Raw genomic sequence first — 18,503 nt, forward strand, 5'->3', positions numbered from 1 at the left:
CACCAAAACCATAATAACAGCCATAACAACTTGAAAAATAACAAGTAAAACTTAAAAAGAAAACGTCTTACATTTACAACAAGTCGCACTGCATTTAATAAATCAATTAAATCAATTAAATCAATTTAGGGAAATTTCCTACAACACCCCTATCGCCCTCCTATATTCGTAATTAGGGGGGTGAGTTATATTGTGCTGATTAAAAGGTCAACCTTGTTAATTTAACATTTTAAACAATCCTACTCAGTTCTAAACCAACACCCTTGTGGATAGACCAGATTATCAGGTCTACGCATCTAATTAGAGTAATACTATGAATAAAGTATTTAAAGTCATTTGGAATAGTGCCTTAGGCCGCTATGACGTTGCATCTGAAATCTCTAAATCAGGAAAAAAAACTAAGTCACTTTGCTCAGGAACTGTCGATACAACTTTAGGTTTAACGACCCCTTCTCGCCTGAGCCAGATTGCCATCACCTTGATGTTTACATTAGGGGCGAGCTCTGCTTTTGCCGCAGATATTAGCGTACCGGTATTTACGCCTGATGTAGAATTTGAACAGACCTTCACAGGGACTGGCAATACCTTAGTAGGCAGTTTTAGCAATATCGCCAAGGGCGATATTGGTTTTAAAAACAGTAAATTAGGTGATATTCCAGCAAGCAACTTCCTTTACGGTGCTGAGAATCTGATCAGTAAAAACATTTTCAACTTAGGTGAGATGGTTACTGAAACTTTCCTTGACCCGAAAGGCACTGGCGCATTAATTACTATTAATGTGTATAGCAGTACTGCTATGTCAATTAAACCGCTTGCCGATTTTGTGGTACCTGTTTCTTATGCGGTTGGTGAAAATGGCCAGTATGTGAATCGCAACTTATTCCATGTGTTGGATGGCAGCGATCTGAATGTGGCTGTCGGCAGCACGGCCGCAGGTTGGGTTAATGACAGCAATAACTATTTTAACGCCATTCTTAAAGGCAGCCTGAAAAGTGAAGCGGCAACAACGACCTCTTCAGGATTCTATGTTGAATCTACTACATCGGCCCAGAATACAGTCTTAAATTATAACGCCAAAACTGTAGTCAACCTGGGTAATAACAACAATAACATTCGCGATAGTAGTACCGCGGTGGCCAATTCGGTGCTTGATGACTTCGTCGGTACCTTCACCAGCCCGTATTTAGGGGCCCAAAATGTTCAAAATTTTGCTGATTTTCAGAAATACAACAATGACTTGATTGCAGGTATTAAAAGTGGTGCGATTGTGCTGGACAGCAAAGGTTATCAAGCCGAGCTGGCGCGGGCCTATTTCACTAACGGTTCCAATACTTCACCAAAAGTCACCCCGATCTATCTTGATATGGGGATTGATGCCAATGATGCCGTAAACCACATTGTCGATTCTGACCGTGTTGCCTTTATTCATGGTGATGGTCAGCATGCCATAGTGAACATTGGTGCTGATGCCAATATTCAGGCTTATAACACCGATATTTCACTGGTGCGTCTGGAAGACGGTGCAACATTGAATAATGCTGGGACACTAGGTTCAGCCGCAGGCACTGTTCGTGGCACCAATATTATTTTTGCCACTGATAGTACGGTAGTTATTGAATCTACAGGTGTTTTGGATGCAGGGACTAACCCTGACATGCTGGACTTCAAGCCCACACCTACCTCAACATTACCTTTGTACATAGCTAACGGTAGTCATACCGCAATTTTAGCTAATGGAGCTTCGTCAGTTACCAACAATGGTGTGATTAATACCGCTTCTCGTGGGGCAAGCGCTTATACTCGCGCGGCGGTGATAGATGGCAACTCGACCTTCGTCAATAACGGTGCGATCAATATTGCTTCAACTATCGATTTGTCTCCCGCAGCAGGTTATTTGAATGAGGGGGTGAGTGTTCAGAAAGGCTCTACCTTTGAAAATAACGGTACTGTCTATGTGGGCCGTCAATCACAACGCTCGTTAACTGACGCGGTCACTGACCTGGCCATTAAGACTCAGTCTTATGCAGTTAGATTACTACAAGATACCGTTAATCTGAGCAATATCGCCACCTTTACCAATAGTGCGACCGGTAAAATCGTGATTGGCAGCAAAACTGAAAACTCTACAGCTATTGCTGCACAAGGAGCGAGAACAGTAGTCAATCAAAACGGCACTATTGAGCTCAACGGTGCTGGTGCTGTATCTGGACAAAATGCCGGGCAGAATATCGGTATCTCTTCCAGTGCTAACGCCACGAATATCTTCAATAATGGTGATATCGTTATAAATGGTATCAATACGGTCGGTATTAAAGTACTGACCAACAGTTCAGCCACTAACGCCGGTAACGTTTATGTGAATAACGGGCTTGATGCTGCCACTAATCTGGCGAACTACGGTATTCAGGCGGTTGGCGCGGGCGCGGTGGCTAATCTCTCTGGTGAGGTAAAGCTGGCGGGTGATGGTGCTATTGGGGTGGTTGCTGAAGATAAAGGCACCATTAATGTCTCCGGTACCGGTCAGGTTGAGTTTGTCTCAGGTAAAAAACAGGTGGGCTACCTGATTTACGGTACGGGCTCTAGCGTCAATAACATTGCCACGGGTGATGAAACGGTTTCAACCGAAGGTTCTACACTGTATCGCGTTGATAAGGGTGCCAGCTTTATCGGGACCACTGCCTCAACCATGAATGCCACCGGTAAAGATTCTTCTCTTATTCAAGTCACCGGTGTTGGCAGTACATTTAACTCCGGCGCGTTAGATATGGTCCTGTCTGGCGAGGGAGCCACGGGGGTCAAAGTTGAAGGAGGAGCCACCGGCACCATCACGGCAGATGCCAGTCTGGAATTGAGCGGTGATGGGGCAACTGCCGGGATCGTCGATGGCAACTACTATGGCCTGGATGGTATTGCCACCGGTGCTACCGGAAAATCTGTCTTAACCAGTTCGGCGGTATTGACCACCGGTAACACCGCGTCTGGTGCCTATGGCTATATCGCCCGTAATGGCGGTGAGCTTATCCACAAGGGCTCCATTGATTTTACACAAGCAGGCAGTACTGGCGTGCTGGTAGACGGCGGGATTCTGACCAACCAAAACCTCATCACCGTAAATGGGACTGCGGTCAATATTCAGGGCGCTAACTCTACCGTGAATAACAGCGGTACCGTCAACGCAACCGACGGCACTGCCGCTTATCTGCTGGGTGCGGGTGCGAGCCTGACCTTATCCGGTAACGGTGAAACCAAAGCGGGCGGCACTGCCCATGGCGTACTGCTTGATACCGGTGCCACAGCACTGACCGTGGATGGCGCAACCATCACCATGACCGCGGGCGGTACAGGTAATGCAATTGAAAACAAAGCGGAAATTACCGGTATTCAGTTAAAAGACACCACGCTGACGGTGGGTAATGGTGCAGGTATTCGTACCGGTGCCTCCATGGCGGCAACCAACTCTGGCACGATCAATGTCAACGGCAGCGGTACCGGTATTCTGTTTGCCAACACAGGCGACACCATCACCGATAATACGCTGGACATGTCCGACTCGGCCGATCTGGTGATTAACGTCAATTCAGCCGCGGGCAAAGGGATTGTCACCAACTCCAGCCAGGATCTGAAAACCGGTGCCAGCGTAAACGTCAATGATGCCGCAGGCGGTGCAGCGCTTATCGTTGGCGGCGCCACGGCACAAGTGGAACAATCAGGTAACCTGAAATCTAAGTCACTGAGCAGCCCGGTGGTCGATATTGATAATGGTTTTGTTAACAGCTTCGTCAACAGCGGTACCATTCAAGCCAACAGCGCCACGCAGCAGGCTGTCGTAACCAATACTGGGACGGGTCTGGCCTTTACCAACGCCACGGGTGGCACAATTGTTGGCAAGGTGGATCTGTTAGCGGGCAACAACACCGTGACCCTGATGCAAGGCAGTAAAGGCAATGATTTCACCACCGGCGCGGGTGACGACCTGTTTATTCTGAAAGATCTTACATTAACTGATACAGGTGTGTTCAGCTCACTGAACGGCGGTACCGGCATGGATACCCTGCGCTTTGATAACTCGGCGTATACCCTGAGTAACGCTGCTGCCATCAGTAATATGGATTATATCGATCTGATCAATAACTCGACGCTGACACTGGACAATGTGCTGCTGGCGCTGGGTGACAGTCAGGATGACAATGCCAACACCGGTTTTAATCTGGGTGACGGCAGTCTGTTGCAGGTTAATAACCTGAATGCCGTGAGCTTTAACAGCAAGTTGAACGGCCTCGGCACGATGGCCGTTAATACCGCCGGTAATGCCTTTGATTTTACGGCTAATGCGGCACAGAACGCCTTTAACGGGGTACTGGCATTAGGTCACGCCACCTTTGAACTGGCGGCGGATAACACGACAGCATTAGTGAATGCCACCCTGAAACTGGGCGCGGACAGTATCACCACCGTCGGTGACGGTGTGCAAACTATCGGTGGGTTGGCCTTTGACGGCGGTACGGTGAAATTTAACACCGGCACTCCGGGTGAGACGGTGGCGAAAAGCACTATCCATACCACCAAAGAGATGAACCTGCTGGGCACCGGGACGGTGGTTGTGGACATCGACAGCGTCGACAACAGCCAGACGCCGGTCAATCCAGTACTGCCCATCATGGAGCAGGATGATGCCAATACCGTGCTGCAACTGGCGGTGAGTGATGTGGCCGTGCAGGGTAATGGCGGCAATCTGGTGCTGAAAGACCAGAATGGTAATGTCATTACCGATGCCACCACGGCCGATATTGCACAAAATGGCACCACGGTCGCCAAAGGCACTTACGATTATCGCCTGAGCAGCGGTACGGGTAACGACGGTTTGTATATCGGTTACGGCCTGACCGAAGTTGAACTGCTGGGCAGCGGTGCAGATGCACTGGCGCTGTATGCCACCAATAAAACCGGTCCTGCGGCGGATTTGAGTGCCAAAGTGACGGGCAGTGGTGAGTTGGCGATTGATACCGGTGCAGGAAATACGGTAACACTGTCCAATCTGGACAATGATTACACCGGTTCTACCGATGTACGCAGCGGCACCTTGCAGATGCTGAATAATAATGTGTTGGGGAATACCTCGCTGTTATCACTGGCAGCAGATACCGCCTTTGACATGAAGGGTCACAGCCAAACCGTGGGCGAACTGAACAGTACTGCGGGTTCAACGGTTGATCTCAATGGTGGCAGCTTAACCTTGAGTCAGGGCGGTGTATCTGAGGGTGAACTGACCGGCAGTGGCGCGCTGACAATTGCCGCCAATGTGCTGACCGTTAAGGGTGCCAATACTGGCCTGAGCGCGGTGACCACCATTGCCAGTGGCGCACAAGCGTTACTGAACAATGCAGCGGGTCTGGGCGATGGCAATATCGTTAACGCCGGTCTGCTGACACTGAAAGGGGCTTCGGGCCAGTTAGCAAATGCTATCAGTGATGCTGGCAGTGTGGTGCTGGAAGATAACAGCGACATCACATTGAGCGGTGATAACCGCCTGTTCAGCGGCCTGTTTGCTATCACGAACGGCAGCCAGTTAACCGCTTCTCAGGCAGAACATCTGGGGACGGCAGCGGTCACTAACGACGGTTCATTGGTGCTCAATAGCGATAATAACTGGTTGTTGGCAAACAGCATTAGCGGCAGTGGTAGTCTGACTAAAAACGGTGACGGTACCCTGTCATTGACTCAAACGGCGGCCTATACCGGCCAGACAGATATCAATGCGGGTGGCCTGATGTTAGGCAGCAGCGCTGACCCCATGACGCTGGCAAGCCAGCAGGTGAATATAGCCAGCGGTGCCTTTATGGGCGGTTTTGGTGGTGTAGCGGGCGCGGTTGATAACCAGGGCGTGCTGTTTGTGGGCAACCCAACGGCACCGATGGTACCGGCGATGGGCCGTCTGGCCCCGGCCAGTAACATCTTTACCGTTGGCACTGACTTAACCAACAGCGGCACGGTATTTATCGGTAACAAAACCAGTGACGGCTCCGGCACCACCGGTAACCAATTAGTGGTCAACGGCAACTACATTGGCAACAATGGTCTGCTGCATTTCAATACGGCGTTGGGTGCAGATGACTCCGCAACTGACAGCATGATTGTGAACGGTAACACCAGCGGCACCACTAACGTAAGCGTAGATAATGCGGGCGGTACGGGCGCTAAAACCTTAAACGGTATTGAACTGATTCAGGTGAATGGTCAATCCGACGGTGAGTTTGTGAACCCTGGCCGTATCGTAGCGGGTGCATATGATTACTCACTGGTACGTGGGGTGGGTTCAAACGCCAGTAACTGGTATTTGACCAGCCTGAGTAATTTGCCGATTGATCCAGAGAACCCGGTTGATCCAGAAAACCCGGCGGGTCCAGGCGAGGAAACTAAACGTCCTGAAGCCGGCAGCTACACCGCGAACCTGGCCGCAGCCAACACTATGTTTGTGACGCGTCTGCACGATCGTTTGGGCGAAACACAGTATATCGACGCCCTGACTGGCGAGCAGAAAGTGACCAGCATGTGGCTGCGTAACGAAGGCGGACATAACCGTTCACGTGACACCAGTGGTCAGTTGAAAACTCAAAGCAACCGCTATGTGATGCAATTGGGTGGCGATATCGCCCAGTGGAGCAACGATGGTCTGGACCGTTTACACCTGGGTGTAATGGCCGGTTACGGTAATAGCAAGAGCGACACCCACGCGAAATCGGGCTATAAGTCGAGTGGTTCGGTTGATGGTTACACCGCCGGGGTGTACAGCACCTGGTATGCCAACGACGAAGACAAGTCGGGCTTGTATGTTGACGGTTGGGCGCAGTACAGCTGGTTTAACAATAGCGTGCAGGGCGACGGTCTGGCGACGGAAGAGTATAAATCGAAAGGGATCACCGCGTCGGTCGAGAGCGGCTACACCTTTAAGATCGGTGAAAATCAGTCTAAGAACGAAACGTACTTTATCCAGCCGAAAGCCCAAATCACCTGGATGGGTGTGAAGGCTGACGAGCACCGTGAAGCAAACGGTACTCAGGTGAGTGGTCAAGGCGACGGTAATATCCAGACGCGTCTGGGGCTGCGTTCTTATATGAAAGGCCACCACGAAAGTGATAATGGCAAGGATCGCGAGTTCCAACCGTTTGTGGAAGCCAACTGGATCCACAACACCAAAGATTTTGGCACCAATATGAACGCCGTTGACGTGAAACAAGCTGGCGCGAAGAATATCGGTGAACTGAAAGTGGGTGTTGAGGGGCAATTGAACAAGCAACTGAATGTCTGGGGTAACGTTGGCCAGCAATTGGGCGACAAAGGTTACAGTGATACCGCAGTGATGTTAGGGGTGAAATACAACTTCTAATCGTTATTAGCTCTCATCAATAACGGTGCTTCGGCACCGTTATTGATCTTCGAACAATTTAATAAAATCTCATTCTGAATAACTAAAAATTGCAAAGCGGATCAGAAGCCGCCATCAATATCAGTCACACCAATCAGCTTATGATTGACAAACTCCTTCAGCCCCAGACCAATCAGCTCGCGGCCATAGCCTGAGCGGCGCACACCGCCAAATGGCAGGTCAGCCTTCACCGCAGTCGGATGGTTGATGTAGACCATGCCGGTAGACATTTGAGCTGCAACCTTGCGGCCCCGTTCGATGTCTTGAGTGAACACCGAACCGCCAAGCCCGAAAGGCGAGTCATTCGCAATCTCGATAGCTTCCGCTTCATCTTTGGCTTTAAAGACCAGCGATACCGGGCCAAAGAATTCCCAGTAATACGCCGGGTTATCCTTAGTCAGGCCGGTGAGCAACACCGGTTGCACGAAGGCGCCCTGCGACGGCACCTCAGCGCCAATCACGGTCAGGGTCGCGCCGTGGCCGACAGCTTCCTTCACCTGTTTACGCACATCGTCGGCCGCACCCTGTGAGGACAGCGGCGCCAGAGTCGTGGCAGGGTCCAGCGGATCGCCGGCCTTGAGCTGGGCAACGCCAGCTGTGTACTTATCAAGGAAAGCGTCGTAGATAGCCTCGACCACGATAATACGCTTGGACGAGCAGCACACCTGGCCGGCATTCCAGTGGCGGCCAAACACCGCCCACTTAGCGGCCTTGTCCAGATCAGCATCTTCCAACACCACAAAGGCGTCAGCACCACCCAGCTCCATCGTCGACTTCTTCAATGCCTTACCGGCCTGTGCTGCAACCACAGCGCCTGCGTCCTCCGAACCCGTTAGCGCAACACCATGTACACGCGGATCGTTAATGATGGTTTCGAGTTGCTCACGGCTAGCGTAGAGGTTTTTGAATCCGCCTACCGGCAGGCCGGCTTCAAGCATCAGCTTCTCAAACACATCGGCAGATTGCGGTACGTTAGACGCATGCTTGAGTATCACGACATTCCCGGCCGCTAACTGCGGCGCGATGATTCGAGCTATCTGGTAGTAGGGAAAATTCCACGGTTCGATAGCCAGGATGATGCCTAGAGGCTCATGCACCAGCCACGCTTCGGTCACCGCAGGGTCTTTAGAATGCAGCTTCTCCGGCGCCAGTTGCTGCTGCGCATTCTCGACGTAGTACTCAAAGATAGCCGCCGATAGTTCGACCTCCGCTTCGGCCTCTCCCAGTAGCTTACCCATCTCCAGTGTCAACAACTTGGCGTATTCGGTATGCTTGGCTCGGAGCAAGTCGGCCGCCTTTTGCAGCACGGCAACACGATCGGCGATTGTGGTATTTTTCCATTGCTTGAATGCCCCATCGCCTTGATCCAGAGCAAGAGCAACATCGGCGGTAGTGGCGTCAGGAAACGTCTTGATCGTTTCGCCGGTGTAGGGATTGGTTGTTGCGTAGGCCATCTTTCGTTCCTTGGTTGCATGCAGGGGCCGTTCGCGAACGAACAGCCTATAAAAGAAAGTCCGACTCAGGATCGTCACCGACTAAAACCAGAGCGTTCCCGAGAGAGGAAACGTCATTCGGACGGCAGTGATATCACTCAACAATTAGATGATGAACGTAATACAAATAAAAAACAGCATCGTAGAAGAGTGTATTCGCTCCATGGCGATTCAGACACTTTTATCCGATTAAAATATGTGACTCTCTTAGCGCTATTTATAAACTGGCTTCAAGCGAAATCATGGGTACTGTTTTTAATGAGCCAGAACAGCATCTCCGTCTGAGCCTGCATAGACCAACACCTATCGCCCCTTCTTGCGCTAAACCAGCACCGCCTCACACAAAGTCCACGCCAAACACTATTGCAGTCGGCTGACTCATTCCATTTCGTCATTGCACATAATTACATCATCTAAGTGTCAAAGAGGATTCACTTGCACAAATAGATTATGAGTGTCATATATAATAGATGTTGGTCATCATAAATAATTATTGGGATGGGGAATCAATATGAAATACACCACTTTTGGTCGTAATAGCGGCCTACGGGTCTCCGAACTGGCACTGGGTACCGGTAACTTTGGTACTTCCTGGGGATATGGCTCGGAAAAAGAGGAAGCAAAACAGGTATTTGACCGCTATGCCGAGGCCGGAGGTAATTTCATCGACACCGCAGATACTTACCAATTCGGTCAATCTGAACAGATCGTAGGAGAGTTTATTGCTGCGGAACGTGATCGTTTTGTGGTCGCAACAAAGTATACGCTGGGAGCACAACCGGATGCGGGGATTGCTCAAACCGGAAACAGCCGCCGCAATATGATTGCTTCCGTGGAAAGCAGCCTTAAACGGCTTAACACCGACCGCATTGATTTATTGTGGGCCCATTTTGATGACCAGTTAACGCCTCTTGAAGAAATTGTGCGCGCTTTTGACGACCTGACTCGTGCAGGCAAAATACAGTATGCAGGGCTTTCCAATTTCCCGGCATGGCGCATTGCACGGGCAGATACCTTGGCAGAATTACGCGGCTGGTCACGTATTGCCGGTATTCAGGTAGAGTACAGTTTGGTACAGCGAACGGCTGAACGTGAACTACTGCCGATGGCCGAAGCACTCGGCTTAGCAGCCACACTGTGGTCACCTCTGGGGGGAGGATTGCTGACAGGAAAATATCGTCAAAGCGATGAAGGTCGTCTACTTGGTTTTGCGGGCCGATTGGTGCATACCGAGCAAGATACTGCGCTACTCGATGAAGTTATCGCAATAGCACAGGAACACCACATGCAACCATTACATATTGCTATTGCCTGGTTGCGCCATAAAGCCGCAAACTCCCCTACCAGTCTAATCCCTATTTTAGGCTCCCGTACCCAAGCCCAACTGGATGACACACTGGCAGCATTAGATGTGATATTGAGTGATGAACAAGTGGCACGTCTTGATAAGGTCAGCGCCATTACTCTGGGGACGCCACACGAACAAATCGCCAACACTCTGGCACGGGCGCAGGGCGGCGATAGTACCCGTATCATCGCCCCCCGACCACCGCGGGCATGAATCAAGGTCTGTATTGATGAGAGGCAACATCTATTGATGTGCTAGCATGGCATACTTTATGATGCTGCCTGTTCAATCAGGAGAAATGTATGGCCCGAGTATCAAAGCAACAAATGGCACTCAATCGCGAGTCAATCGTACAGACCTCTTCGCAACTCTTCCGTGCCCGGGGTTTGAATGGTGTCAGCGTCAACGATTTAATGGCTGCGGTCGGATTGACTCATGGCGGGTTCTATGGGCACTTTACCTCTAAAGATGAATTGGCGGCTATCGCCAGTCGCAAAGCGCTCGACGATTCCAGCACCCGTTGGCAGCAAATCAGCAGCCAGCCCGAGCATCATAATCTGCGCACGTTAGTCGAACTTTATCTCTCAACCACCCACCGTGACCATGCAGAAGATGGCTGTGCAATTACTGCGCTAGCCAGCGATGTGGCACGTGAGAATGATGAGAATCCGGTGCGAGAGGTTTATCTCAGTGGCGTGAGATCCCTGCTAGACAGATTAATGTCTGTTTCTGATATAGAAAATGAAGAACAACGCAGGCAACACGCGCTGGTACAGCTTGCTATGTTGTCCGGTGCATTAACACTGGCGCGCGCCACCGCCGGGGATAAGTTGTCGGATGAATTTCTTGAAGCAGCCAAAAAAGCCTTATTGACTGAAGAAAAGTAATGTCCCCACGGCCGGATTATCAAGATGCCAATCATGCTGTGCTAAAAACTTTTCGCCTATAGCTTAAGTGGCTATTTGCCCGCAAACATCCTGTCACTAAGGAAATCGATAAATACCCGTAATTTAGGCGTGATATAACGCCCGGAAGGCCACACCACATGCAAGCTCACTGTGCGCTTTACATAACTATCCAGCAAGCTTCGTAATTTGCCTTCCGCCACTGCCTTTCCCATCGAAAAATCCGGTAAGCAGGCGATGCCCAATCCTCTTAAAGCAAAACACATTCTGGTTTCAATGTTGTTGCATACCATCGAGATTGGGATCCGCAAATCAGACTCATTGGGCAAGGGCCAGGTTTCCAATTTTCCGCTGTTAGGGAAACGATAATGCAGGCAGATATGATTCGCCAGTTCAACAGGGTGCATAGGCTCACCATGCTGCTCCAGATAGGCGGGCGATGCCACCAGTAGCATGGTGGACTGCCCCAACTTACGGGCTGACAAACGGGAATCAGTCAGTTCACCGGTACGGACGACGGCATCAAATCCCTCTTCGACCACATCAACAATCCGATCACTAAAATCCAGATCCAGCTCAATGTCGGGGTATGCGAGCATAAAATCGGCCAATACGGGTAACAACAATGTGCTCACCAGTGGCAAACTGACCCGCAACCTGCCGCGCGGTTTATCGGTAAGTTGTAACAGCTCAAGCTCTGCCGCCTCTACCTCAGCAAGAATCCGCCGACTACGTTCAAGAAAAAGCGCACCTTCGGAAGTCAGTGCTATGCTGCGAGTGCTGCGGTGAAATAATCTCACGCCTAACCGCCCCTCGAGCCGTGCGATATTCTTACCAACCGCTGAAGCGGAAACACCCAATATACGCCCTGCCATCACAAAACTACGGGTCTCGGCCACTTGAACAAAAACACTCAGACTGCTTAGGCTATCCATCACGGCTCCGATTGCGGACATTTATATCCTCTAATACTGGAAATCTACCCCACTTTTTCCTGATTGCGTAGTTATCTATTGTTAGATTGCCATCTATGGTTAAGTCTTCATTCATTCAGATTAAGGAATTACTATGTCTGCGAGTTCGTTAGTGCCAATACAGCCAGTGCATCTGGCAGCCAGAATTAATACAGTGATTGATAAGGCGCTCACCGAACAGCGCTTGGTGGGTACCGTGGTCATGGTGGCGCTTAACGGCGAGACACATTTCAGCCGGGCAGCAGGATGGGCGGATCGCGAAACCAAACAACCGATGACCTCCAATACCCTGTTTCGTTTGGCATCCATCAGTAAGCCGATTGTTTCTACAGCAGCAATGGTATTAGTCGCACAGGGTAAGCTCGACCTTGATGGCGATATCCGGCGCTGGTTACCTGACTTTCAACCCCGGCTGGCAAATGAGGAATTACCAACCATTACGATACGCCAATTACTCAGCCATACCGCCGGTTTGAGCTATCGCTTTTGTGAAGCTGATGAGGATGGGCCCTATGCTCGCGCGGGGATCTCCGATGGCATGGATCGTTCAGCAATCACACTCAACGAGAACTTACGTCGATTAGCCGATGTGCCGCTATATTATGCCCCAGGAACTGCATGGGCTTATTCATTGGCAATTGATGTCTTAGGTGCAGTTATCGAGCAAGTTTGTGGTCAGCCATTAGATCAGGCAGTAAGGGCATTGGTCACCGAGCCACTACATATGCAGGACACGGATTTTTTCACCCATGATGTCAGTCGGCTAGCTACGCCTTATGTCAGTGATACACCTGCACCACACCCCTTGCAGGAAGATGAACTTGTCGCCGCGTTCCCCGGTACCATCGGTATTCGATTTTCTCCTGCCCGTGCACTCAATCGCCATGCTTTCCCTTCTGGCGGTGCGGGGATGATAGGCAGTGCCAACGACCTGTTGCGCTTGCTGGAAACGCTACGTCGGGGTGGCTCACCACTGCTTCCAGCGGCTTTAGTCGATGAGATGGGACGAGACCAAACTCAGGGTCTTATCTTACCTGACTCTCCCGGTTTGGGCTTCGGGTTAGGCTTTTCGGTCTTGCGTGATCCACACCTGGCTGATTCACCTGAGTCCGTTGGTACATGGCGTTGGGGAGGTGCATATGGCCACTCATGGTTTGTTGATAGGATTCAAGGGATATCCGCAGTCGCATTAACTAATACCCTATACGAAGGTATGTCCGGGCAATTTGTCAACGATCTGCGGGACGCCATCTATGGCGTCGGGAAACAATAATGAAAACAGCACCCTTTCCTCTCTCGGCATTATTGGCTCTCGCGATGACGGGCTTTATTGCCATCATGACCGAGACATTACCTGCTGGATTATTGCCGCAGATCGGCCAAGGGTTGGGGGTTTCACAAGCATTGGCCGGCCAATTGGTGACACTCTATGCTCTGGGTTCGTTACTGGCTGCGATCCCCTTAATTACTTTGACCCGTAGTTGGGGGCGGCGTAAAGCCTTACTCAGCGCCATTGTCGGTTTTTTCATATTCAATACTTTAACCACTATTTCGCCTTGGTTCACTTTAACCTTACTGGCCCGTTTTATGGCCGGTGCTGCCGCTGGACTGGCATGGGGGCTTATCGCCGGTTACGCACGACGTATGGTACAACCTCATCAACAAGGGCGCGCGATGGCGATCGCCATGACCGGCACCCCTATCGCCCTGGCACTAGGGGTTCCATTGGGGGCATGGCTGGGCATGGTGCTCAGTTGGCGCAATGCATTTGCCATTATGTCGGGATTAACTTTGCTGCTGATTGTCTGGGTTATCGTGAAAATACCTGATTATCCAGGACAATCGGCCAAACAGCAGCAACCGGTGCGCAAAGTGTTCACCACCCCTGGCGTACGCCCCATTTTGTCGGTTATTGTCCTTTGGATGCTGGCACATAATATTCTTTATACCTATATTGCCCCTTTTATCACCCCTGCCGGGTTGGAAAATCAGCTCGATAAAGTGCTGTTAGTATTTGGTGTCAGTGCGCTAGCGGGAACTTGGTTCACCGGATTAGTCGTGGATCGATGGTTACGTGGCGCGGTATTACTGAGTCTTGGTACCTTTATTCTGGCTGCATTGATATTGGTAATCGCCGGGGGATCCCCCACCGCGATTTATGGCAGCATGTTGCTCTGGGGCCTCAGTTTTGGTGGCGCATCCACACTATTGCAAACCGCGTCGGCGGATGCCGCAGGACAAAATGCCGATGTGGCGCAGTCAATGATTGTGGTGGCTTGGAATTTAGCCATTGCAGGGGGCGGGGTCATCGGTGGCCTGTTGTTACAAAGCACCGGAGCAGTAAGTTTCCCGTGGACAGTGTTGGGGTTATTACTCCTTGGGTTGATTATTGTCTGGCAGGCTCAACAATACGGGTTCAAACCGGGTATTCGTACTGCAATGCACGCTGAAAAATGCTGAGGTAATACACATAAAGACACCCGCTATTGGGTGGGTGTTGTAAAATAATATTAATTGGCGTAGATGATTTTATCTGAATAGATAGCTTCAATTGCTTGTTTATGAATATTCTTCTTTTTATCGGTGACAATAATATCAATATCATTGATGTCACTTATTTTCATTAACCCACTTTGGCCAAATTTACTGGTGTCACATAAAATAACTTTCTGTCTGCCCATCGCCAACATTTTCTTGGCAATACGCCCTTCATCTAAATTTTTTACCATCACGCCAAAATCACTGTCTATTCCGCCAACTCCGACGAAAGTGAAATCAGTATGAATATCGTTCATTTGCTCAATGGTCTGAATGCCTAAGTTAGCCTTGTAGGTATAATTATATTCACCACCTAATACATGCACGACAGCCATATTATTTTTACTTTTAATTTGATCAGCAATTAATGATGAATTAGTAAAAACAGTAAACTTCACCAATGGTAAGAATGAAGCAAAAATAAGTGTGGTGGTACAAGAATCAATAAATAAAGTATCGTTTTCAGTCACCAATGATGCAGCATATTGACCAATTAGCATTTTTTCCTGGCGATTTAAATCCATTCGTTGGGCAAAACTGCCCTCTTGTATATTCTGAACTTTTATCGCACCGCCATGGACTTTGGTGACCTCACCGCTTTTTTCCAAATAGGAAAGATCCCGGCGGATGGTTTCAGACGTCACACCCAACTCTTCGGAAAGACCAATAACCGAAACCTCACCAAGACTATCCAGCTTTTCTAAAATAAACTGTTTGCGTTTGATCTGATTCATAAGAATAGCGGCCCGAAGCTGTGCGATACATAGTGTCATTCTACTGAATAATTTTATGAAACAAAAGGCGATTCAATCACACCGGCCAGAGTTGATTAACGGTAAAAGCGACCCGGTGTTGGTTATTATCCTGACTGACCCTACCCACACAAGATTTGACAAAATCACTGACATTACCCATTGCCACACCCACAGCAGAAAACTGAAACATACTGATATCATTCTGCTGATCACCAATACTGACCACGGCTTGAGCACTAATATTTAAGTGCTGAGATAAATAATGCAATCCTTACCCCTTACTGATGCCATGTTTCATTATTTCATAATAATGATTGCTGGTTTTACTGAGTGAGTAACGTGCCATCAAGAGCAAGCGCTAATAACTTATACATACGTTGACTCCAATAAAAAAGGGAGAATAGATTATTGCTAATATACTCTCCCTCCTTGCTCACATTATACTATCAGTGGGTAATAAAGCGCGATACCACATCCTTTGCCGCGTTGCAGACAACATTATCAATGGCGGTGCCCACCACCAAAATATTTACACCGGTATCTTTAAATGCTTTGGCATTTTCCAGATTGATCCCCCCTTCTGCTAATGTTGGTACCGAAACCGCACCGACCAAAGCCAGAAGCCGCTGTTTGATAGCATCAGGAATATCACCCGCACTGACACCTTCGTAGCTCATGCCAGTCATTAAACCAATCATATCAACACCCAGTGCCTCCATCGTTTTAGCCACTTGCGCAACGTCAGCGGGGGTTTCAGCGGCAATACCGAAGGTATGCAAGTCACTCGGGTGACCAATATAAGCATCCACCGTCAGACCATATTTATGGGCTAAATCCACCAGTTCCTTTAAATCTTCAAAACTTGACTTATGGGTATGTAAACCATCAGCCCCTGATTGAGCTATCAATAAAATATCTTGTTCTGTCACGGGGGTAGGTACAGTTTCAGTAAAGCCCCCGGCGATGCCGACGGTAATAAAAATATCGTCAGCCACCACATTACGCACCCCCCGCACGGCTTGTGCCATTTGGCCGATGGTTATCTCATGACGAATACGCTCCGCAGCATGCATATTCGTCACGCCATTATGGCCGCGAGCCAGTGCCAACGCCGGGTGATTAGGTTCCAATAATTTAACACCTGAATCGCATACTGCTTTCGCTAAGCGAGCATCATCTCCGGTTATTCCAGTACTGAGAATAGTTTGACCGCCATGTAATGAAATTGCATTTCGTACTTTATCCATAGCGACGGAACGTTTCTTACTCATATCAGCGTTGAACATATTTACCTCTACTTGATTTATATAAAACGGCTTTTTTAATTGTTAACTCTTAGCCCGAGATCCCTGGTGTTGGTGATTCGGGTACTGCTTTTTTAATTGCGACAAACTTGTTGGCTAATAGGGTGATTACACAGGTCAACACCAGTGTTACCGCCATGACTATCGCCATATAAAAAGCGTTATTCGACAAGAATGGGGAGGCGAATGCAGGTACATATGCCACGCCTTTAATATTTAATAATCCCAGCAACATGCCGCCAACGCCGGCGGAGAATATTGCTCCAGCAAAGACGACTTTATTAGAGAACATGAACGGGTAAGCAGATTCGACGAACGTCCCAAAACCGAGGTTAATTAACAACCCAGGGGCAGCTACTGCGGCTTCACTTTTCTCGCGCGGAGCAATCACGTTTGCCAGATTAATACCGGCTGCCACCATCACCAGCCCGACCATATCGACCGCGCCGAGGAAGCTGACACCGGATTTTTCCATTTCCAGTAATACCAGTGGCAATATAACTGCGTGATAAACCCCACCCAGAATAGCTGGCCAAATAACCAGACCGGCCAGTAATCCGGCTAAAATCGGGCTAAAGGCCAGAGTGGCTTCGATAGCCAATTTGATATAGTCACCAGCGGCTAATGCCAATGGGCTAAGCAGGTAATACATCACTAAACCGGAGAATAAACCGGACAAACCACCCGCTACGATATTGATGGTGGTCATTGGGAATTGCCATCTCAGACAGAGCCCGAACAGGTAACGCACCATAATACCGGCGCCGATCCCTCCCAAAATACCGCCAATTAAGCCACCTTCTACCGACAGCACCCCGGCGACAACCCCCGCCACAATCGACACTTCATCTAGCTCAGAAACCTGTTTAGCCGCAATAACCGCGACAATAACCGGCAACCCCTTCAACAGCAGTTCAAAAATGGCATTGAGTGATTGCAACCCTGGGATATGGCTTAGCGCCAATACAATGGCCATGGCGATAAAACCAGGCAGAGCTGGGATCATGATGCTACGGATATTGATTCTTTTTAGCAGGCTCTTGTCACTGCCCGGCATGTTGGCCTCGCTACTGCCCAGCACTGGGGTATATTTTATCTGCCAATGTTTGCATAGCGAGGCGGTAAAAGAGATAGCCCGTGTGCGGCTATTGGTCCCGGTGGTGCCAGAGGTGGCAATCACATTGGCACCTTTGGAGGTGATAATTGCCATCGAGGTGCCGCCAGTGCCCACAATAGGGATTTTCTTTTCTATCGCCGCCAAAATAGCGTCTTTATTACTGCGATCAGGGTCGGCACTCATGATAATGATGCCATCAATATCACCGGCTCGGATTTGTGCCGCAATGGCCGCGTCCGATGATTTTACCGCGTCATTCACCTCGGAGAGTTTCCCCTGGAAGCTAATCCGTGGTTTATCCCCTTCCTCCGCGATTATTGAATAAACGGCGGCGGCGGTGGTCGGCTTTGCCACATCCATCGATTCTTCCGCTGCAATAAATTGCACCGCACTAACACCTAACCCAGCAGAGTGGAGTTGGGTATAGATTTCTTGTAGAAGTCTTTCGGGGTAGGCACCACCGAGATTGAACAGATTTCCCCCGCTGCTTCCGAGTATTGCTACATTTTTCATGTCGGGCCTCAAAAGATAAGAAATATTAGAAAGTGTTATTATGTTTTTAACTGCAATTCACCATCACAGAAATAATCATTCAAAGCAACATTAAACAACATAAATCCATCTATTAACCCCACTAACATGACAG

At 49.4% G+C, this 18,503-nt stretch carries 11 protein-coding genes; 5 read left to right on the forward strand and 6 right to left on the reverse strand.

Annotation, left to right across the window (positions count from 1 at the left end):
- Nucleotides 1-313: 313 nt before the first annotated feature.
- On the forward strand, nt 314-7,384 hold the full coding sequence (locus V1952_RS11960) for an autotransporter outer membrane beta-barrel domain-containing protein (RefSeq protein ID WP_420074796.1): 7,071 nt from the start codon (nt 314-316) through the stop codon (nt 7,382-7,384).
- 101 nt (nt 7,385-7,485) lie between these two features.
- Here the strand turns inward: V1952_RS11960 and V1952_RS11965 are convergent, their stop codons facing one another.
- Nucleotides 7,486-8,877 carry an NAD-dependent succinate-semialdehyde dehydrogenase gene (locus tag V1952_RS11965; RefSeq protein WP_372558518.1) on the reverse strand — a complete coding sequence of 464 codons (1,392 nt, stop codon included), beginning with the start codon at nt 8,875-8,877 and terminating at the stop codon, nt 7,486-7,488.
- Nucleotides 8,878-9,427: 550 nt separating this feature from the next.
- Here V1952_RS11965 and V1952_RS11970 point away from each other — a divergent pair.
- The gene (locus tag V1952_RS11970; protein ID WP_420074797.1) at nt 9,428-10,477 is read left to right on the forward strand and encodes an aldo/keto reductase; all 1,050 of its coding nucleotides are present in this window, start codon (nt 9,428-9,430) and stop codon (nt 10,475-10,477) included.
- A gap of 89 nt (nt 10,478-10,566) precedes the next feature.
- Complete coding sequence (locus tag V1952_RS11975; RefSeq protein WP_372558516.1) at nt 10,567-11,151, forward strand: TetR/AcrR family transcriptional regulator; 585 nt, start codon at nt 10,567-10,569, stop codon at nt 11,149-11,151.
- A 71-nt stretch (nt 11,152-11,222) separates the two neighbouring features.
- Here the strand turns inward: V1952_RS11975 and V1952_RS11980 are convergent, their stop codons facing one another.
- Nucleotides 11,223-12,104 (reverse strand): LysR family transcriptional regulator, encoded by an 882-nt coding sequence (locus V1952_RS11980; protein WP_083159244.1) that lies wholly within the window; start codon nt 12,102-12,104, stop codon nt 11,223-11,225.
- Between the two features lie 133 nt (nt 12,105-12,237).
- On the opposite strand from V1952_RS11980, the gene V1952_RS11985 reads away from it, so the two are divergent.
- Nucleotides 12,238-13,416 carry a serine hydrolase domain-containing protein gene (locus V1952_RS11985; protein ID WP_420074798.1) on the forward strand — a complete coding sequence of 393 codons (1,179 nt, stop codon included), beginning with the start codon at nt 12,238-12,240 and terminating at the stop codon, nt 13,414-13,416.
- Nucleotides 13,416-14,603 (forward strand): MFS transporter, encoded by a 1,188-nt coding sequence (locus tag V1952_RS11990; RefSeq protein WP_420074799.1) that lies wholly within the window; start codon nt 13,416-13,418, stop codon nt 14,601-14,603. Before V1952_RS11985 ends, V1952_RS11990 begins: the two co-directional genes overlap by 1 nt.
- Nucleotides 14,604-14,653: 50 nt before the next feature.
- Here the strand turns inward: V1952_RS11990 and V1952_RS11995 are convergent, their stop codons facing one another.
- From V1952_RS11995 to V1952_RS12010, 4 genes are all read right to left on the reverse strand, one after another.
- On the reverse strand, nt 14,654-15,415 hold the full coding sequence (locus V1952_RS11995) for a DeoR/GlpR family DNA-binding transcription regulator (protein WP_420074800.1): 762 nt from the start codon (nt 15,413-15,415) through the stop codon (nt 14,654-14,656).
- A 76-nt stretch (nt 15,416-15,491) separates the two neighbouring features.
- On the reverse strand, nt 15,492-15,704 hold the full coding sequence (locus V1952_RS12000; RefSeq protein ID WP_420074801.1) for an HAD hydrolase family protein: 213 nt from the start codon (nt 15,702-15,704) through the stop codon (nt 15,492-15,494).
- A 178-nt stretch (nt 15,705-15,882) separates the two neighbouring features.
- A complete protein-coding gene (locus V1952_RS12005) occupies nt 15,883-16,722 on the reverse strand; it encodes a histidine biosynthesis protein (RefSeq protein WP_372558512.1) in 840 nt (279 codons plus the stop codon).
- Nucleotides 16,723-16,771: 49 nt separating this feature from the next.
- Entirely contained in the window at nt 16,772-18,370 is a 1,599-nt protein-coding gene (locus tag V1952_RS12010) for a PTS sugar transporter (RefSeq protein WP_083159248.1), read from the reverse strand.
- Nucleotides 18,371-18,503: the final 133 nt, after the last annotated feature.

Source organism: Yersinia sp. 2542 StPb PI (assembly GCF_048593855.1).
In the GTDB taxonomy this organism is placed as follows: domain Bacteria; phylum Pseudomonadota; class Gammaproteobacteria; order Enterobacterales; family Enterobacteriaceae; genus Yersinia; species Yersinia enterocolitica_E.

Coding starts and splice junctions, on each gene's coding strand:
- V1952_RS11960 (WP_420074796.1), top strand. CDS start 314: ATGAATAAAGTATTTAAAGTCATTTGGAATAGTGCCTTAGGCCGCTAT.
- V1952_RS11965 (WP_372558518.1), bottom strand. CDS start 8,877: ATGGCCTACGCAACAACCAATCCCTACACCGGCGAAACGATCAAGACG.
- V1952_RS11970 (WP_420074797.1), top strand. CDS start 9,428: ATGAAATACACCACTTTTGGTCGTAATAGCGGCCTACGGGTCTCCGAA.
- V1952_RS11975 (WP_372558516.1), top strand. CDS start 10,567: ATGGCCCGAGTATCAAAGCAACAAATGGCACTCAATCGCGAGTCAATC.
- V1952_RS11980 (WP_083159244.1), bottom strand. CDS start 12,104: ATGGATAGCCTAAGCAGTCTGAGTGTTTTTGTTCAAGTGGCCGAGACC.
- V1952_RS11985 (WP_420074798.1), top strand. CDS start 12,238: ATGTCTGCGAGTTCGTTAGTGCCAATACAGCCAGTGCATCTGGCAGCC.
- V1952_RS11990 (WP_420074799.1), top strand. CDS start 13,416: ATGAAAACAGCACCCTTTCCTCTCTCGGCATTATTGGCTCTCGCGATG.
- V1952_RS11995 (WP_420074800.1), bottom strand. CDS start 15,415: ATGAATCAGATCAAACGCAAACAGTTTATTTTAGAAAAGCTGGATAGT.
- V1952_RS12005 (WP_372558512.1), bottom strand. CDS start 16,722: ATGTTCAACGCTGATATGAGTAAGAAACGTTCCGTCGCTATGGATAAA.
- V1952_RS12010 (WP_083159248.1), bottom strand. CDS start 18,370: ATGAAAAATGTAGCAATACTCGGAAGCAGCGGGGGAAATCTGTTCAAT.